At 52.1% G+C, this 16,997-nt stretch carries 7 protein-coding genes; 3 read left to right on the top strand and 4 right to left on the bottom strand.

The window, feature by feature from the left end; translation table 11 throughout:
• Positions 1-162 precede the first annotated feature (162 nt).
• Both JMJ04_RS22600 and JMJ04_RS22595 read left to right on the top strand, forming a co-directional pair.
• Entirely contained in the window at positions 163-3,363 is a 3,201-nt protein-coding gene (locus JMJ04_RS22600) for a winged helix-turn-helix domain-containing protein (RefSeq protein ID WP_201372730.1), read from the top strand.
• Between the two features lie 126 nt (positions 3,364-3,489).
• Positions 3,490-4,704, top strand: coding sequence for a cytochrome P450 family protein (locus JMJ04_RS22595; RefSeq protein ID WP_201372729.1), 1,215 nt, complete (start codon positions 3,490-3,492; stop codon positions 4,702-4,704).
• Between the two features lie 1,869 nt (positions 4,705-6,573).
• On the opposite strand, the gene JMJ04_RS22590 is transcribed toward JMJ04_RS22595, so the two are convergent.
• Complete coding sequence (locus JMJ04_RS22590; protein ID WP_201372728.1) at positions 6,574-6,954, bottom strand: hypothetical protein; 381 nt, start codon at positions 6,952-6,954, stop codon at positions 6,574-6,576.
• 311 nt (positions 6,955-7,265) lie between these two features.
• Here JMJ04_RS22590 and JMJ04_RS22585 point away from each other — a divergent pair, with 311 nt between their 5' ends.
• Positions 7,266-9,818, top strand: a complete 2,553-nt coding sequence (locus JMJ04_RS22585) for a helix-turn-helix domain-containing protein (RefSeq protein WP_201372727.1) — start codon at positions 7,266-7,268, stop codon at positions 9,816-9,818.
• Between the two features lie 775 nt (positions 9,819-10,593).
• Here JMJ04_RS22585 and JMJ04_RS22580 read toward each other — a convergent pair.
• The 3 genes from JMJ04_RS22580 to JMJ04_RS22570 form a co-directional block, all read right to left on the bottom strand.
• Positions 10,594-11,547 (bottom strand): DUF3102 domain-containing protein, encoded by a 954-nt coding sequence (locus JMJ04_RS22580; RefSeq protein WP_236038583.1) that lies wholly within the window; start codon positions 11,545-11,547, stop codon positions 10,594-10,596.
• A 12-nt stretch (positions 11,548-11,559) separates the two neighbouring features.
• A complete protein-coding gene (locus JMJ04_RS22575; RefSeq protein WP_201372725.1) occupies positions 11,560-12,282 on the bottom strand; it encodes a hypothetical protein in 723 nt (240 codons plus the stop codon).
• Positions 12,283-12,415: 133 nt separating this feature from the next.
• Positions 12,416-16,861: a tetratricopeptide repeat protein gene (locus JMJ04_RS22570; protein WP_201372724.1), complete on the bottom strand. Its 4,446-nt coding sequence runs from the start codon at positions 16,859-16,861 to the stop codon at positions 12,416-12,418.
• Positions 16,862-16,997 lie beyond the last annotated feature (136 nt).

The raw sequence follows: 16,997 nt of genomic DNA, 5'->3' as shown, positions 1-16,997 counted from the left end.
CACGAGTCGCCCAAAATGCAAGTAACACACCGCCGGCGGTGTGTTACTTGCTACATAACGCCCTTCTCCTGAATACAACCTGGCTCCAAAGGAAACGTAGTACTCAACAGATGTTGTAAATGTTAGGTAGCATAAGTGCACGCTTTCCTTGGCGAGGAGAAGATGCCGAGACGTATATCTTACCGGTTACAATGGTTTGCGCCGAACCAGGAATACGCAGTCTTTCACGATGGGAGGCTGCTCATTCCCCGTGTCAAGCCAGTCGGTTCGCGCTGGTTTGACTGGCTTGAGACCATCTCCTCTTTCTCCTTTCAGAGTCGCTATGGAGGAAGTTGTACAGTTCGGAAAGAGACGGTGCAGCGAGGAGGAACCTACTGGTATGCCTACCGGCGCAAGGAACGGCGCATGGTGAAACGCTACCTTGCTCGTAGCACTGACCTGACGCTTGCGCGTTTAGAGATGATTACCGCTGCCCTCAATGATGCCGAAGTGCTCTCCAGGTCCTATCGTTTCGCCGATGTGGAGAAGTACCGTCAGGAGGGCGCAGAGGAAACACGCGCCACGCTCTTGCCTGAGTCCTCTCCCCCTTCTCAACTGCTCCTCACGACCAGGCTACACATTCCTCGCCTGCCAGTGCAGCATGTCTCGCGTCCTCGTCTGCTCACACTCCTACAACAAGGCATCCAGAAACCATTGACGTTAGTCTCGGCCCCCGCAGGCTCCGGCAAGACAACGCTGCTGGCGGAATGGGCCTCTACCACAAACCTCCCGGTGACCTGGATCTCGCTCGAACCAACGGATAACGACCCGTTGGCTTTTCTTTCCTATTTTAAGACCGCCATGGCAAGTCTGGATACATCTATTGATTGCGCCATGCGGGCGTATCAATGTAACGACGTGCAGGACACCAAGAGAGTGCTCACCGGTATTCTCAACGATCTCACATACCTGCTGAAGCAAGATGCAGTCGTGATTCTAGACGACTATCATGTTTTGACAGCGAACACCATTCATTCCCTGCTGCATTTTCTGCTTGATCATCTCCCCCCTCACTTACATCTGATCATCGGAACACGTGTTGATCCTCCTTTGTCCCTGGCGCGTCTACGGGCGCGCAGCCAATTAAGCGAAGTACGCACTGAAGCCTTGCGCTTTGTCTCAGGTGAGGTCGAAGCTCTCGTACATACAATGGGACTCGCGCTCTCTAGCGAGGCAACGAGCTTATTGGAACAACGCACCGAGGGCTGGATTGCTGGCGTGCAGTTGCTATCGCTCGCTCTCCGTGGACAACCTGATGCGACGACCTTTCTACGGACATTTCGCGGCACGCATCGCTTTTTCCTCGACTATGTAAGCGAAGAGGTTCTAACGCAGCAGGCACCCGAAACACAACGCTTTCTGCTATTGACCTCCATTCTGGATCGAATGACAGGGTCACTCTGTGACGCGGTCACGGGACTCCCTGGCCCCCGTGGGCAAGCCCGACTTGAGGCGCTACTACGGGCCAATCTCTTTATAAGCGCGCTGGATGACACGCAAACCTGGTATCGTTACCATCCGCTCTTCGCAAGCGCCCTACGCGCCCAGCTTCAAAAGCTCGAACCAGAGTTGATCCCGCAACTCTATCAACGCGCAAGCGATTGGTACGAGCAGCAAGAGCGCATAGAAGAGGCGTGTGATTACGCTTTTCTGGCTGGCGATCTACCTCGCGCTGCGCGCCTGGTCGCGCGGATTTTGCCTCGTATGGTGGAGCAGGGACGATTCGAACGGCTCAAGTACTGGTTACGCCAGCTTCCACCAGACCTGATTGCCACGTCGCCTCAACTCTATATCACCATGCCCTGGCTCCATGCGCTGGGGAAACGCACGCCCGAAAATACTGAACGGGTGCTCCAAAGCATGGAACAGTATGTGCAAGGGCAGCAACAGAGCGAGGCCGCCTCCTGGGCCGAGCCGCAGAGCGTCCTAACCCTCTTCCGCGCGCTTACTGCGTTATCGCAAAGCAATCCATTACAGGCATTCAACCTTGTACGCGAGGCACTGCGTACCCTGACGTCACATGAAACTGACTTGAGCCTGCTGCTCAGACGCTTTCTCCAGATCATTCTCAGTCTTACCTATGGCGTGCGTGGCGATCTAGCGACCGCTGAACACATACTGCTCGATCTCAGTGTTCCACAATCAGCGGAATCGCTCTCACTCATACAGATGGCGGCAACGTTCCTGCTGGGCGAATTACGCAAAGCCCAGAGCCAGTTACGCAAGGCAGGAACACTTTACGATGGTGTCTTCCAGGCATTCGGAGCACGGCAGGATCTTCCGTCTATGCCTCTGCTCCTGGTGGGCTTCACCCTGATGCGTAGAGCCTGCTTGCTGTACGAGTGGAACCGTTTGCCAGAAGCCGCGAGCGCGATACAACAGGTCGTAGAGGTCATTCCACGCGCGATACTGGAGATCATACCGCCTCCGGCCCAGAGTCCTCTGTACGCGTTCGGTCTCTGGGTACAGGCGCGCATTGAACTGGCGCAGGGACAACCAGAGGCCGCCAGGCATTTTCTGGAACTGGTACGCAAGCGGCCAGAAATAGGCGGTGAGTTACCTCAAGGCAAGGAACGGTCACCGGTAGATGTGCCCACACTCGCCGCGCGTCTCGCCCTCGCTTGCGATCAGGTGGAAGAGGCCGAGTATTGGATAGGCACCTGCAGGATACGCTATGATGACGCCCCCGTTACGCTTTTGGAAAGCCGACAGATGTTGGCGTATCTGACACTTGCGCGTATCTTGATCGTGCGTGGACGTACCCAAAGAACGGGAACAACGCTCTCACAGGCCCTGGTCTTGCTCGAAAACTGGCGCGATTGTGCGTCGCGCCTGGGCTTTCATGGCTGGTTGATTGAGGTTCAGGTGCTCACGGCGCTCGCCCTGCAAGCACAGGGCAAAGCAAGGCAGGCACTTGTCACACTCGGTTCCGTTCTGGCTCAGGCAGAGCGGGAGGGGTATATACGGCTTTTCGCCGATGAAGGCCAGCCAATGGCGCGTTTGCTCGTGCAGGTCTCCGCATATACCACGGCCTCGCCCGGTTACATCCAGCAACTTCAGGCCACCATCCCTTTCACACACCGGATGGCTCTCGGTTCAACACAGCCAGAAGCATCACAATCGCTCATAGAGCCTTTGAGTGCTCGCGAAGTGGAAGTGCTCTCGCTCCTGGCCACTGGCGCGTCCAATCAGCAGATCGCAGACCACCTGGTAATCAGCCTCAATACAGCCAAGCGCCACGTCAAACACATCCTGGCAAAGCTCTCTGTAACGAACCGGACGCAGGCAGTTGCGCGCGCCCGCGCACTCCACCTGCTTGAATGAAGCCCAGAATACTCCCTGGTAATGCTCACAAAGGGGCATGGCTGTTTCTTCCAACTGCGCTATGCTATGTAGCGACGACGATCAAACGATCGATTGACAAAGCAACGTATCGGAAGGAGTTACCCGATGTCTCGAATTAGCTTGCAAGAGTTCCAGTCACAGGAAACAAAGCGAGATCTCCATGTCTTCTATGCGCAACTACGCTCTATGGAACCACTTCACTATGTGGAGGATTTGAATTTTTGGTTGACGACTACCTATGAGGGTACGCTGTTTGTTCTGAAGGATCCTCGCTTTACCAAGGACAGGCGCAAGATCTCAGCACAGCAGCACGAGCAGGACCCTCTATTCGCCAGCATCTTCCAGAATATGCTCACGGTTGATCCGCCCGACCATTCACGTCTGCGCCGCCTGGTGTCAAAGGCTTTCACCCCTCGCATGATTGAGCAATTGCGCCCGCGCATCCAGCAGATTACCGATGAGTTGTTGGACGCGGTACAGGAACGGGGAAGTATGGATGTTATTACCGAATTTGCCTATCCATTGCCCATCACAGTCATCTCCGAAATGCTGGGTATTCCCGTCTCAGACCGGGCTTCTTTTCGCGCCTGGACCCAGGCCATTGTCAATCAGCGAGAAGATACCCGAACTGCGCTAGAGGCCTTTCTGCACTATATTCAGTCCCTTCTGGCGGCAAAGCGCGCTCATCCAGGCAATGACCTTGTGAGTCGCCTGGTGCAGGTAAGGGAGAACGAGGACCAGTTGAGTGAGACCGAACTGGTGTCTATGGTCTTCTTGCTCATTGTCGCTGGACACGAGACGACGGTCAATCTGCTTGGCAATGGCACACTCGCCCTCTTACAACATCCCGATCAGATGAACCTGCTTCGGGCCGACCCTTCCTTGCTTCCGACGGCCGTTGAGGAACTGTTGCGCTACACAGCCCCGGTAAGTCTCTCTGATGAGCGCTGGGCAAGCGAAGATATCCCATTGCATGGCAAGGTGATCCGCAAAGGAGAGCAGGTGATGGCTGCTTTGATTTCCGCGAATGCCGATACGCAACAGTTCTCAGATCCCACCGAACTGGACATCACCCGCCAGGAGAACCAACATCTGGCCTTTGGCAAAGGCATCCATTACTGCTTAGGTGCGCCGCTGGCACGCCTGGAAGGACAGATAGCCTTCGGTACGCTGCTCCGACGCCTGCCCGACCTGCGTCTGGCGATTCAACCGAACCAACTCACCTGGAACAATAATCCCATGCTGCACGGTCTTACAAGCCTGCCAGTGGTATTCCAGACAAGCGCCCAGGTTTACGGCACGCAGGACGCACCCGCGTAAATCTTGTGCGTATGCTTTCCTTCCTGGCAAAAGACAGTGCAACACGATAGGCTTGAGCCCGCAGCAAGCCATGCCATGCGAATGGCGTTGGTTTCGCGATCCCGTCGAATCTCGTCAAAACCGATGTAGCTCAGATCCTCTAGCAGGCAAGTTAAAAGCATTCGGATACGATCATGCAGAGGGGCAGGCGAAAGGGGTTTCCTTCCGCTTGCCTCTCTTGATGTTTGTTGTGCCTTGATCTTGTGCTTTCTCAGTGAAGAGGGCGGCGAGAGATCAATGTACGTTGTAGTCCGTCAAGAGCACGTAGCCTGCTATGTGGCTATTATCCAGGTACTGTAAGTTGGCGTAATTCATAACATTACTTCCAGAGGGGACAGAAAACGAACCGCTGTAAGAACAATACGGGCCTGAAGCCGAATCGTACGGTGGGTAGAATCGATATGATGTTTCATTGATGTAGTTGCCATTGATGTACCACTGGTTCCACATGAGCAAGTCAAATGGCTGATGCGGTGGGACCGTGACGCAATCATGATCAGACACTTTTCCCAGATAGGCCCCACTTCCACAAGCACGGAACGATAACAATGAGACGTCCCATCGATAGCCGTTAATAGTTTGAATGGTTTCAGCATCTGTCGCCCAATAGGTACAACTAGCAGGTTGGTGTGTGTGAGCAGAGACAGCGCCAACCATAAAAACGGCGCTCAGTAAACCTGCGAGGATGATTGTGGTGAGTAATCTTCTCATCGAGGCCCTTTCTTTTGGTGTAAATTTTGCGTTGAAGCTGGTGGCTCTGTATAATTACGCTGGTGAGCAGGCAACCTGTACAAAGGAGCATTTGGAGCCGAAATGGCCCATAGGCAGCGAAAAGATTTCCTTTTGTACTTTCGACCCGAGGGTATCGTTCCGGAAGATTGTCATTTATGCGTATAATACGCCTTCTGTGCTACATGATACTGGTCAGACTGTCGCCGTGCCGAGAATGGCAGGGATGACTCTCGCGTCACGCGATCAATGGCGCAAGCGGGAAAACGATCTCACTGCCATCCTGGAACACTGTCCTTATTCTAGGAGCGCGGAATGTTTCGGGTCATTTTTGTTCCCTGTTAAGGCTTTAACTCAGGGCTATTTACCACTCCCCCAGAAATCGTTTTGCCATTATAGACTCCAGTCACCGAAACGTAGGTGTGGAAGCTATCTGAAGAGAAGGTGGCTGCAAAAGGACCATTATAGCCCACATAAACGCCATCTGCCCTGGCATCAGATAAGCAACCATCTGTTTGGCTCCAGGGAGTGTCCCTGGCTGTATCATCTCTGATACTGATGGTAACAGAGCATGAACTCCATAAAGATGGGGTCTGGGCTGTAAACGTAACATAGGCATTACTAACTATATTGCTGAAGGAACCGCTAATACATGATTTGTAAGTGAATTGAGACGTGCTAGGACCATAAGTGAACCAGCCACTACAGCCACCACCGGACCAATGGGGCTGTACCTTGCTTTTGTGAGCGACAGGTGCCGGGGATTTCGAGATAGAAGCTGCATAGGTCTGTGGTGTCGATGCCGAAAAGGCGAAGACACTCAGGAGCAGCGCGAGAGCGAAGATGAGGAGGAATTTGGTGGCACGAGACAGTTTCGCTTTGTGCATCTTATCTCCTTAGAACTTTCTAGAGCTAACAACTTCAAAAGTGCTGTGTAGTTCCGCAATTGAACAAATCGAGTGTAAAGCCTACCAGCCTGGCAAGTCTGAGCTTTGGCGAGGTCACGGATCAACTCTTCTCGACCAAGAGGCGACTTCATCTGGTTCCCACCTTCACTTTGTAAATGTGTAGAAGAGCCGGGCTTGCAGCCGTGAGGAGTCGTCACAGAATTTGAAGGGCAACGACTGTCGCGCGATCATAATATGCGCATTCTCCCCAACCAAAATAATAAGCAGTGGGATCCCCGTAATACCAAACATAACCATGATTATGTCCAAAGCAGATGTACTCGACGCCGTAGATCGTGGCCGGGATATATCCCGCATTTGCATAACAGTACGCAGGACCTTGTGTCTGAACTTTCAAGAAATCAGTTCTCGTCCCACACGAGACCGAGTTGATCAAGGGATGAACTTGAGCAGCTCCATGTTGTACATGCGCCGGAGTAGAAGCTGCATGGGTTAAAGGCGCTGTTGCGAAACTGACAGCCGTCAGAGCGCAAACCAATACCAAGATCACTGCGAGTCGTTTCATGTGTTTCATGTAATTCTCCTTCTGTTGATGTGCTTGAATTGAGTCAGATTGAGTTGATGCATGTAAATGCTATAATTCAATGGAAGGGGTTTGCCAATGGAATGAGATGTAAAAAAGTAATTTCATGCAAAAATCGCATAAAAAATAGTCACTGTCTCATTCGGCTCCTCTACGCATTTCGCACTACTCGCCTGCTCACTCATTGTCAATGTGGTACATTTCAAGCATACCCGATTGCACGGGAAAAGAGAGTACCATATGCTATAAAAGGTGTACCATCTGTACCATTTCCCAAATACACCTGAGACGGAGTCTGTTTGATGATAAAGAAAGCGCGTACATCTCTGATTGAAGAGCGCAAACGGCAGCGGTGGTCACAACAGGAGCTAGCAGATCGTCTTGGTACCACGCGGCATAATGTCAGCCGCTGGGAGGCAGGAATGACCACCCCTGGTCCTTATTTCCGTGCCAGGCTCTGTGAAGTCTTTGGCAAACTGCCTCAGGAACTCGGTTTGCTCGGGGACACCGAAGCAGGGGCTGTCAATGACCTTCCTCTCAAATCTGCTCCTCATCCTCATCTCAGTGATCCGGCATTGCCCCTTTCACCAGAGCAGCTACCTACTCTGATTGGTCGTCAGACCTTCGTACATCAACTTGTTCAGGAGCTTTGCCGTTGTAGGCATAATGCTTTTGCGTTGACTGGATTGCCGGGAATAGGCAAGACGGCTCTGGCGGTAGCCCTGGCTCATCATCCCCAGGTACGGCAGCAGTTTCAGGATGGCATTCTTTGGGTCGGTTTGGGACAATATCCAGAGGTGCTGGAAAGCATGTATCGCTGGGGGACTCTACTGGGTATCACTCCCACAGAGGCGGGGCAACTGACGACGCCAGATGCCTGGGCCCGGCGCCTCTATCAACAGATTGGCCAACGCCGAATGCTCTTGATTCTCGATGATGCCTGGGATCTGAGCGATGCTGTGACGTTCCAAATCGGTGGAACGAACTGTGTGCATCTGCTCACCACGCGCATTCCTGTGTTGGCTCATACCTTTGCCCCAGAGCAAGTGTTCCACGTGCCGGAATTAAATGAAGAGGAGGGGGCAATGCTGCTGGGGCACATCGTCTCCCAGGCATCTCAGCAGCTATCCGCGTCCCAGATGCGGGCCCTGGTTCATTCGGTTGGCGGTCTTCCCCTGGCCCTCGTCCTTATGGGAGGGTATCTCTATGTGCAAGCACAGAGTGGGCAACCCCGCCGGCTGCAAAGGGCATGTGAGCAACTCCAGCAGAATGTCGAGAGACGGTTGCACCTCAACAGGCCACAAACACTTGGGCAATACATCTCTAGCTTGCCTATTGGTACAAGTCTGTCGCTACAGGTGGCTATTGACATTAGTGTTCATCGAATCCCAGTAGACGCTCAACGAGCACTCCACGCCCTCTCTCTCTTCTCACCCAAACCCTACAGCTTTTCAGAGGAAGCGGCTCTGGCGGTTTGTAACATGGGGATAGATGTGTTGGATCTATTAGCTGATAGCGGTCTATTGGGCACTCATCAATCGGGACGATATCATCTGCATCAGACCATTGTAGACTATGCACAGCTCCAACCCCCAGACCCAGAGGCGAAAATGCGCCTGGTCACCTTTTTTGTCGAGTTCGTCTGTGAACACAGTGACGAGCATGAGCTTCTAGAACAGGATCTGCATACTATTCTCACAGCCTTCGCGTTTGCCAGGGAAGGTCAACTGTTCCCCGCCCTGGTGCGGGGAAGCCTGGCCTTTATGCCCTTTTTAAGTACCTTGCGGCTTTTTGATCTCGCGGACAGGCTGCTCACCTGGGCTCAAGAGGCCGCTACCGCGTTAGCTGATTGGGAGAGCCTTGCCCATATGTGGCGTCATCGAGGGCACATGGCAGAATTGAGAAGTGATCTTGCACAAGCCGAATATGCCTATCTCACAGGTCTGGCAATCGCTCGTGAGCGAGAACTCACTCAGTTGACCGCTGCTCTTTTTGTGCTGGCTGGAGGGGTAATCGTCGATCAAGGGGACTACCTGCGGGCAGAGACCTATCTGCAGGAAGGGCTTGCGATGGCGACAACGCTGGATGAGCAGGAGCAGCGCAGCATTGCGCTCAAGAATCTGGGTGAGATTGCAGATAATCTGGGCGATCCACGAAGAGCTCAGACGCTCTACCTGGAAAGCCTGGCGATTGCGCGCCAGCAGGAAAACTGGAAAGTGGCAGGCGCGCTGTTGCAAGATCTGGGTTCCCAGGCAGCACAACGGGGAGAGTATGAACAGGCAGAGGCCTATTATCAGGAAGGCCTGACCTATGCCGAGCACTTGATGGATCTGCAGCGACAGAGTGCCATACTTATGAACCAGGGTCTTCTCGCCAGCTATCGTCGAGAATACGAGAGGGCCTTGACACTCTCTCTGCAGAGCCTGAGCTTGGCACGAAAGATTCGTAACGGGGTGCGGATCAGTTCTGTGCTGCAAAACCTGGGAATCATCGAAAGATGCCTTGGTCACTATGCACAGGCAGAGGCCTATTTAAAGGAAAGCCTGGATGTGGCACATGCTATGGGACACCGTTGGTTGATCTGTGAGACGACTGGAGAGTGGGGAACGTTGTATGTATACCAACAGAAACTGGATGCCGCCTGGGAGACGTTCCAGCAGATGCTGAAAGATGCTATGAGCATGAGGGCGCCGCTCTTGCAGGCACAGGCTCTCTTTGGTTTGGCCCAGGTCGAGGATCAGCGAGGACGGGGCCAGCAAGCACTTCAGTATGCCCGCGAGAGCCAGACGCTCTTTCGGGAACTGGAGCATCAGCAGGTGGAGCAGATTGAGCAATGGTTGGCAGAGCGTCTGTGACACGATGGGCTTGAGCCCGCCATAAGCCATGCCATATGAATGGCAATGGTGAGGCGTCTGTGACTTGAGCCCTTGCCCTAAACAAACACGTGTCCTTCTGGTAGAATAAGCAAATGCAGTAACGCGCGGTACGGCTTTAGGACGTGTTGCGAGCACGGAGAACATGCAGAAGAAAAGCCTCCCACTGCTCTTCCCAGCAGTTCTTGAAAGAGAAAGGTGTTCACCCTCTCCAAGTTGCCGAAAGCTTCGCAGGGCTACACAACGGCGAAGCAAGGCATGAGAGCGTGAACGGGCAGGGTACCGCCCTTCAAGATATCTGGTGTGGAGACCAGCGCTTGAGCGTATTTCTCACCCACTACGGTGTTGAACGAGTCGTAACCACGCTACATCTACTCACAACACCGCTTACAGGAACCGAGCCAGAAAGCCTCGGTCATTCATGCTTGTCTTTTCCCCACATTTTCCAATTGATGTCATGTGTGAGCTTGGAAACGTTGTTGATGGGCTTTCATTTTCAATGGAAACAGTCTGTGCTCAAGCTCCCTTTGTAAAATGTGGGAAAAAGACAGACCTTTTAAGCAGGGGGGAGTGTCAAAGCAAGAAGCCATCCAGGGATATTGATTTGTGCGGGAGTCTGGATGACTTCCCTGCTATTGTACACCCAAACAATCTACAGAAACTAAAGACAATCTAAAGAAATCGCCATCTTTTCGTTTTAATTTGCTCTACAAGCCGTGCAAGGTTTTTCCTTTTTCTAACGAGCAGCGAGCTATTGTTAGCCAGCCTCAACGGTATGAGACGTGTGATAATGAATTCGGCCAATGACCTGCACTAATTGCGCCAAGATGTGTTCGACCTGTTCCAATCTGGCCCAATCTTCCGCCTCAAAGGTATCGAGCATCAGAGCAGAAGGCATGTTTGAGATCAACATCCCCCCGTCCCGCAGAAATTCTGCCGTGAGCTCTCGCCAACGCGTGCGGGTCTGCTGCTCGTGGCTCAGAGCATTGCGCTCAAGCACGCTTTCTCGCGCCTGAGCGGTCGCGCTGGCAAGATGTCGTGAGAGTGTCTCGCGTTGTGCGCTCAGCTCTCTCACCTGTTGCTCTAACGCCTGGATGTGTTGCTGGATGTGCGCTGGCAGAACGGGCTTCTCGCGTTCCTTTTGCTGGTGGTGCTCGATTTCCTGTCGCAGTTGTAGCTGCTCCTGTTCCAGGAGGGTGATCCGCTGGCGAAGCAGCACTGTTCCATCTTCTTCTGGCACGTGCTCTGATGATGCGGTGAGGTGATGTTCTCCGACTGTTTCCTGACGGGCCTGCTCTTTGGCTGCACGTACCGCCAGGCGCGTGAGCGGGATCTGCTGTTCCTCAATCTGCCTGAGCACGTCTTCGGGGGCATCGAGCAGTTCATACAGGGCGCTGATGGGGATCGCACCGAACCGATGGATGCGTTCCCCAAAGCGCTCTGCCACGCGCATAAAGTTCTGGCAGCTTTGCCGGCTCAGCCCTAGTTCGCTTTTCGCCCAGGCCATAAAGTGCCCATGCGGGAGGTGATCTTTGACGGCACGGAGATTGAGCCCAATGCGCACGACATCTTCAGCCGTTCGTTTCAGGTACCCCTGTGTCTCAGCCGTCTTCTGATACACAAAGTGACGCGTCTCCTCATCGAGGAGGGAATAGTCGAACGCGATCTGCTGGTCCACTGCTTGCGCATCCTGTCGTCGGGGCGTTGGCATGGTGGTCACGACTCACTCCTTTCCTGAAACCAAGGAGGGCACCTCTGCCTCTTCTGTCTGCTGGGTGATACGGGGGAGGAGCGCTTGCGGGAGCGCAACGCCTTCTGGCAGCGAGGGAAGGGGGGGCAGTGGCTGTCGCATCTGAAACGGATTCTCTCGCAAACGGGTGGCCTGCATGTCAAAAAGCTGTTCAAGCATCTCTTTGGCCTGCTCAGGTTGCTTGACAATATGGTGGATGGCTTTGGCAATTTCCGTCGTCATGGCACTTAGCGCCATGAGGTTTCTCATCTCCATTGAGCACCAGGCGTCAACAAAGGCGTGCTCGTTGTGCTCATAGGTCCAGGCATGATATTTGGCTTCCATCATCTTGCGAATAACGGCCAGGGCAGTCACCTGCTCAAACCACTTGATTTGTGCAGGCGTGCTGAGCCAACGGTAGCGCTGCGTATATTTGGTGATGAGCCTGAGCACGATGATGTTTTTCTGTAAGCGTTGCGCAAAAAGGAGTAAGCGTTCCACTTCTTCTGACTGCGCTGCTGCCTGGCTCCAGAGCAGGATACATACCGCACTACCTACAATCATTTGCTCTTGGTTGGTAGGGGAAAGACTCTCGTGAAATCGAAGCGATTGTGACCTGGGCCTGGTTTGGTAGCCCAGAGTTTCACAACCGTGAATAATTTGTTCAGCGCAGGCCGAATCTTCGAGTGTAGATAAGACAAAAATACGTAAGGCCATCGTAGTTTCTTTCTATGTGAAGTTATGATTGCTGTGACTGATTAATACCTATATTACTGCAGTTCATCGGGCGATTCTGCTCCGCTCTGCCTTATGATGGAGGAGCATATTTTCAGTTCTAGCGATATCTGAGTCAGCCTCTGAAAGGTTCTTGGACACGTTCTATCGCAAGAGAGGCAACCAGTACGTACCAGGCTTGTGCATATTCTCCAGCCAAGGCTGTTCCCAAACCGGTTGGATCTCCATTTGCATCGAGTAATGCTAGGATTGTATCGAGTAACATAATAAAATCGTTATCATCTTCATCCAGTTTCTCCTGGACAAGCTGTTCTCGCCACTCGTTTCGTTGATTCGCGGCTTCACCAAGCACTGCAAGCGTATTATTCACAAGAAATGCGATATCATCGTCGCTTACTCTGATAAATGTTTCGTCCTCTTCATCCTGTTTGGGAAGCTTTCTCTGTGCAATGCCGGCCTGGATAGCTGAGATAGTAAGAGAATAAGGATGATCTGAGGGAAGGGAGGGCTTTTCGCCATCCAGAATATCGAGTAGCGATGTGTAAAAATCAACCTCGTTTTGCCAGGATGGCCCATTTTTCTGTGCCTCATGACGCATTTGTTCTATCTCTATGCGATATTCCTGTTGATGTTCTGGCATTATTGTCATAATTGCTATGATAGTAACGATCCATTGCTGCTGTATTGCAAGGAATGACGTTGCTTGCTGGGAGGTCGATTGGCTTTGTGGTAAGCTCTGCTGTATCGCTTCCTGGATCTTGTCTATTATTTCTAATGTGTCCCCATCTATACCTTGCGGAAGGCTATCATGCTCAAATATCTGCCGAACCTGTTCTAGATAGTGTAATGCTTCATGCGGACGTTCAAAATTGCTATAAAGAAGAATTGCCATACGAGTGAGCGAGGTCGCTTCTCTGGTATGATCGCCGACCTCGCGCAAGATGGGGAGGGCTTGTTCGAAGAGGGAGAGGGCACGTTGCGAATGACCGATATCTTGATATACCGATGCCATGCCGTTGAGTGCGATAGCTTCGCCAGCACGATTGCCAACTTCTTGTGTGATGAGGAGGGCTTGTTCGAGAAGGGAGAGGGCACGCTGAGGTTGCCCAATAGCTTGATAGGCCAAAGCCATACTGTTGAGCGTGGTAGCTTCGCTGGCACGATCGCCAGTGTTGCTCTCGATAAGGAGTGCTTGCTCAAAGAGGGAAAGAGCCTGTTGAGGTTGCCCAATAGCTTGATACACCCCAGCCATATTATGGAGCGTGTTTGCTTCGCCGTTACGATCACCTATCTCACGTCTGATGGGGAGTGCTTGCTCAAAGAGGGAGAGGGCGCGTTGTGGTTGGCCCATGGTTTGATAGACCGTAGCCATATTGTTAAGTATTTTTGTTTCGCTGAAACGATTACCAACTTTGCGTGTGATAGGAAGAGCTTGCTCATAGAGGGAGAGGGCATGTTGGAGTTGCCCAATAGTTTGATACATCTGCCCCATATTACTTAACATGGTAGCTTCGCTGGCATGATCACCAATTTCGCGTATGATAAGGAGAGCTTGCTCCAAGAGGGACAGCGATTGTTGAGGTTGCCCGATATATTGATACACCCCAGCCATATTGTTGAGTGCGGTAGCTGCGCCAGGGCGATTGCCGATTTCGCGCCTAAGAGTGAGAGCTTGCTCAAAGAGGGAAAGAGCCTGTTGTGGTTGTCCGATGTCTTGATACACCCCAGCCATATTATGGAGTGTGGTTGCTTCGCCGTTACGATCACCTATCTCACGTCTGATGGGGAGTGCTTGCTCAAAGAGGGAGAGGGCGCGTTGTGGTTGGCCCATGGTTTGATACATCTGCCCCATATTATTTAATATGATTGCCTCGCTAGTGCGATCACCTATCTCACGCATGATAAGAAGAGTTTGTTCAAAGAGAGTAAGGGCGCGTTGTGGATGAAAGGTGTCTTTATATATCCCTGCTATATTACTGAGCGTAGCAGCTTCACCGGCCCGATTGTTAGTCTCACGTCTGATGGAGAGGGCTTGCTCAAAGAAGGAGAGGGCGCTTTGTGGTTGGCCCATGGTTTGATATACCTTACCTAAATTGTTGAGGATGGCTACTGCGATTTCGCGATTGCCGACCTTGCGAGAGAGGGAAAGGGCCTGTTTAAAGAGGGAGAGAGCCTGTTGCAATTGCCCGGTGTCTTGATACACACTACCTAAATTGTTGAGGATCACTAATTCAGTTTGCTGATCAGATCCTTGTGCCTGCTCCAGTACATCTTCGAGAATTGCTTGTGCTTTATGCAGTTTCCCTAAGCGATAAAGGACCAGAGCCCAATGCGCTTTGTAGTATCTTTGCCTGTGAACTGCTATGTAGCGTTCTCCTTGTTCCAGGTCTTTTTCTATGTGTTTCACTATAGCGACCATAAGGGCACTTTGGTCAAGCCTGATGCACGCCATAGTTATGAACGTTTCGTACGCTTCCCCATAGCGCTGAAATAACTCTTCTTGTGACATGGTACTGTGCAGATAGAACTGGATATATGGGCGTGTGGTTGGCAAGAGATAATACAGAACTTGTGTGCCATCACGGGCGGTGATTGTGATTCGTGCCAGCAGTCCACGCTGCCAGAGAGTAGCCAATTGTGTACTTACTAGTGAATGGGTCTCTTCTGTGTCTGGATCAAAAATGTAACGAGCAATCTCTGGCAAGAAAGGTGCTTGGAAAATCCAGAGATTGCTGAGCAGGTTACGCAGATCGCCGTTCAGGTAGCGAACGCTGGTTTCGATACTGGCATAGAGTTTGCGATGCCGATGCTCGTCTCCAACATAGGCGTTTTCGGCCTGAACCAGTTGCTCTTCATAGTCCTGGATAAAATCCTTCAGTGAGAGGGTGCTGGCACTATATGCTCCAGCCAGCAGGCGCAGACCCAGTGGATGCCCTTCTATTTTCTTGCTGAGTTGCCTGGCTTCTTCTTTGCCAATAGTTTCTAGACGCTCGGGGGCATATTGACGAAAGAGGAGTGCTCCTTCTTCTGCTGTTAAGCCGCCTAGTTCATGGGTAATTTCACTGGGCCAGCCAAGTTGGATGCGTGAGGTGACGAGCAGGCTCACGGATGTGCTGGGAAGTTGTTGAATGAACTCAGCGAGGGACGTTGCTTGAGGATCATGCGCCTCGACTGCATCAATGAGCGTTTCAGCATTGTCCAGCACAAGGAGTGTGCGTCTTGCTGCAAGCTGTCGTGAGACTAGATGTTCCATGTCTTGCAGATTGGGAATCTCCCGTACGTTGATCCCGAGAAAGTGCGCTAACTGACTGACAAAGCCTGGGCGATCTGGGAGCGGATCAAGCATGATACCCCAGACTCCACCGGGCCAGGCATAAGCAAAGCGTTCAATCGCCTCACGCGCCAGCGCGGTCTTACCTTGTCCACCGCCACCATGGATGGTAAGGATGCGTGGTCGATTCCCTTTAGTAAGCAGGCTTCCAAGGCGCTTCAGATCATCGATACGCCCCTGAAAGGTTTCGATTGCACGGGCTATACTACTCACTTCAATGCGTGGTTGATGTTCATCGATGGAGGATGCGCCAGCGTGCTGCACAAAGCCACCTGTTGGTGTTGCCAGAGATGTATAGAGGACTGGGACACCCACGATCCACATGCGGGGTCTTTGTGCCAGGGAACGACGAGCGTGCAACAACGCTTCTTCAACAGGAGCACCTTGTGCCAGTTGCGTATAGAATGTGCGGGAAAAGGCGAGAGCATCATCGTCATAAATGTGGAAACGCATACCCAGCGCATAAGGGATTTTCGTTTTGGCGATGGAGGCCGCGAGATTGCTGAACGCTGTAGGTCCCGGAGACGCGCTGACACAAGCATTGAGCGTGATCAGAAATGTGGTGTCACGTATGCGGGAGATCAATTGTTCCGCTTCGACGAGATCCAGATCTCCATTTTCTTTCTCAAAGCAGAGGTAGGCTCCGTCCTTCACCTGTCCTCCATGTCCCATAAAGTGGAGAACGCGTTGGTGTTTATTGGCAAGCAGGCTGCGCACTTGTTGCAAGGTGGGAGGGCTAACGCGCTCCAGGGTGATGTTGAAAGGGAGCGGGTCGATAATCTCTTTGAGATGCCACCACTCCGCATCGATATTGAGCGGTTTAACCAGAGGACTCAATGGATTTGAAGGAACGGCCAGGATATGCAATGATGTCTCGAGAACAGGTGGAGATATACGTTGTTCTGAGGGAAGTCCACGCACAAAAGGTATTTCGAGTACCAAAAAGCCTGCGGGACCATAAAGATATTCCCAGGGCAGTGTATCGAGATCATCATCTGTCGCTACCAGCACAATGCGTTCTGGACGGACATTCAATGCTTGCCGTGCTGTGGAGCCCCCAGGGAAAAGAGCACGAAAGAGGAGTTGTCCATAACTGATAGGATCATGTGAGATCCGTTCAAACCAATGACCAAGGAGTCGTAACGGTTGCAGGTCAAAGGTGTGGGATGCGTGATTATCGCAGGTGACGTTGACCTGATAATCTTCTAGTTGGGTAAGTACGAGTTCCATCTCCACTCTCTTTCATTCAGCGTTCCTCTGCATATCAGCACATTGACAAGGAGGTCAATAGATCCAATATATCATAATTTGTTAATTAGATGCGTATCAATGCATTTAATAGGCGCTGTTCTCCGGTAAAAGTCAA

It is taken from the genome of Ktedonobacter robiniae (genome assembly GCF_016587375.1).
GTDB classification, from domain to species: domain Bacteria; phylum Chloroflexota; class Ktedonobacteria; order Ktedonobacterales; family Ktedonobacteraceae; genus Ktedonobacter; species Ktedonobacter robiniae.
This window is presented reverse-complemented; position numbering and strand designations above follow the sequence as displayed.

Coding starts and splice junctions, on each gene's coding strand:
- JMJ04_RS22600 (WP_201372730.1), top strand. CDS start 163: ATGCCGAGACGTATATCTTACCGGTTACAATGGTTTGCGCCGAACCAG.
- JMJ04_RS22595 (WP_201372729.1), top strand. CDS start 3,490: ATGTCTCGAATTAGCTTGCAAGAGTTCCAGTCACAGGAAACAAAGCGA.
- JMJ04_RS22580 (WP_236038583.1), bottom strand. CDS start 11,547: ATGCCAACGCCCCGACGACAGGATGCGCAAGCAGTGGACCAGCAGATC.
- JMJ04_RS22570 (WP_201372724.1), bottom strand. CDS start 16,861: ATGGAACTCGTACTTACCCAACTAGAAGATTATCAGGTCAACGTCACC.
- JMJ04_RS22575 (WP_201372725.1), bottom strand. CDS start 12,282: ATGGCCTTACGTATTTTTGTCTTATCTACACTCGAAGATTCGGCCTGC.
- JMJ04_RS22590 (WP_201372728.1), bottom strand. CDS start 6,954: ATGAAACACATGAAACGACTCGCAGTGATCTTGGTATTGGTTTGCGCT.
- JMJ04_RS22585 (WP_201372727.1), top strand. CDS start 7,266: ATGATAAAGAAAGCGCGTACATCTCTGATTGAAGAGCGCAAACGGCAG.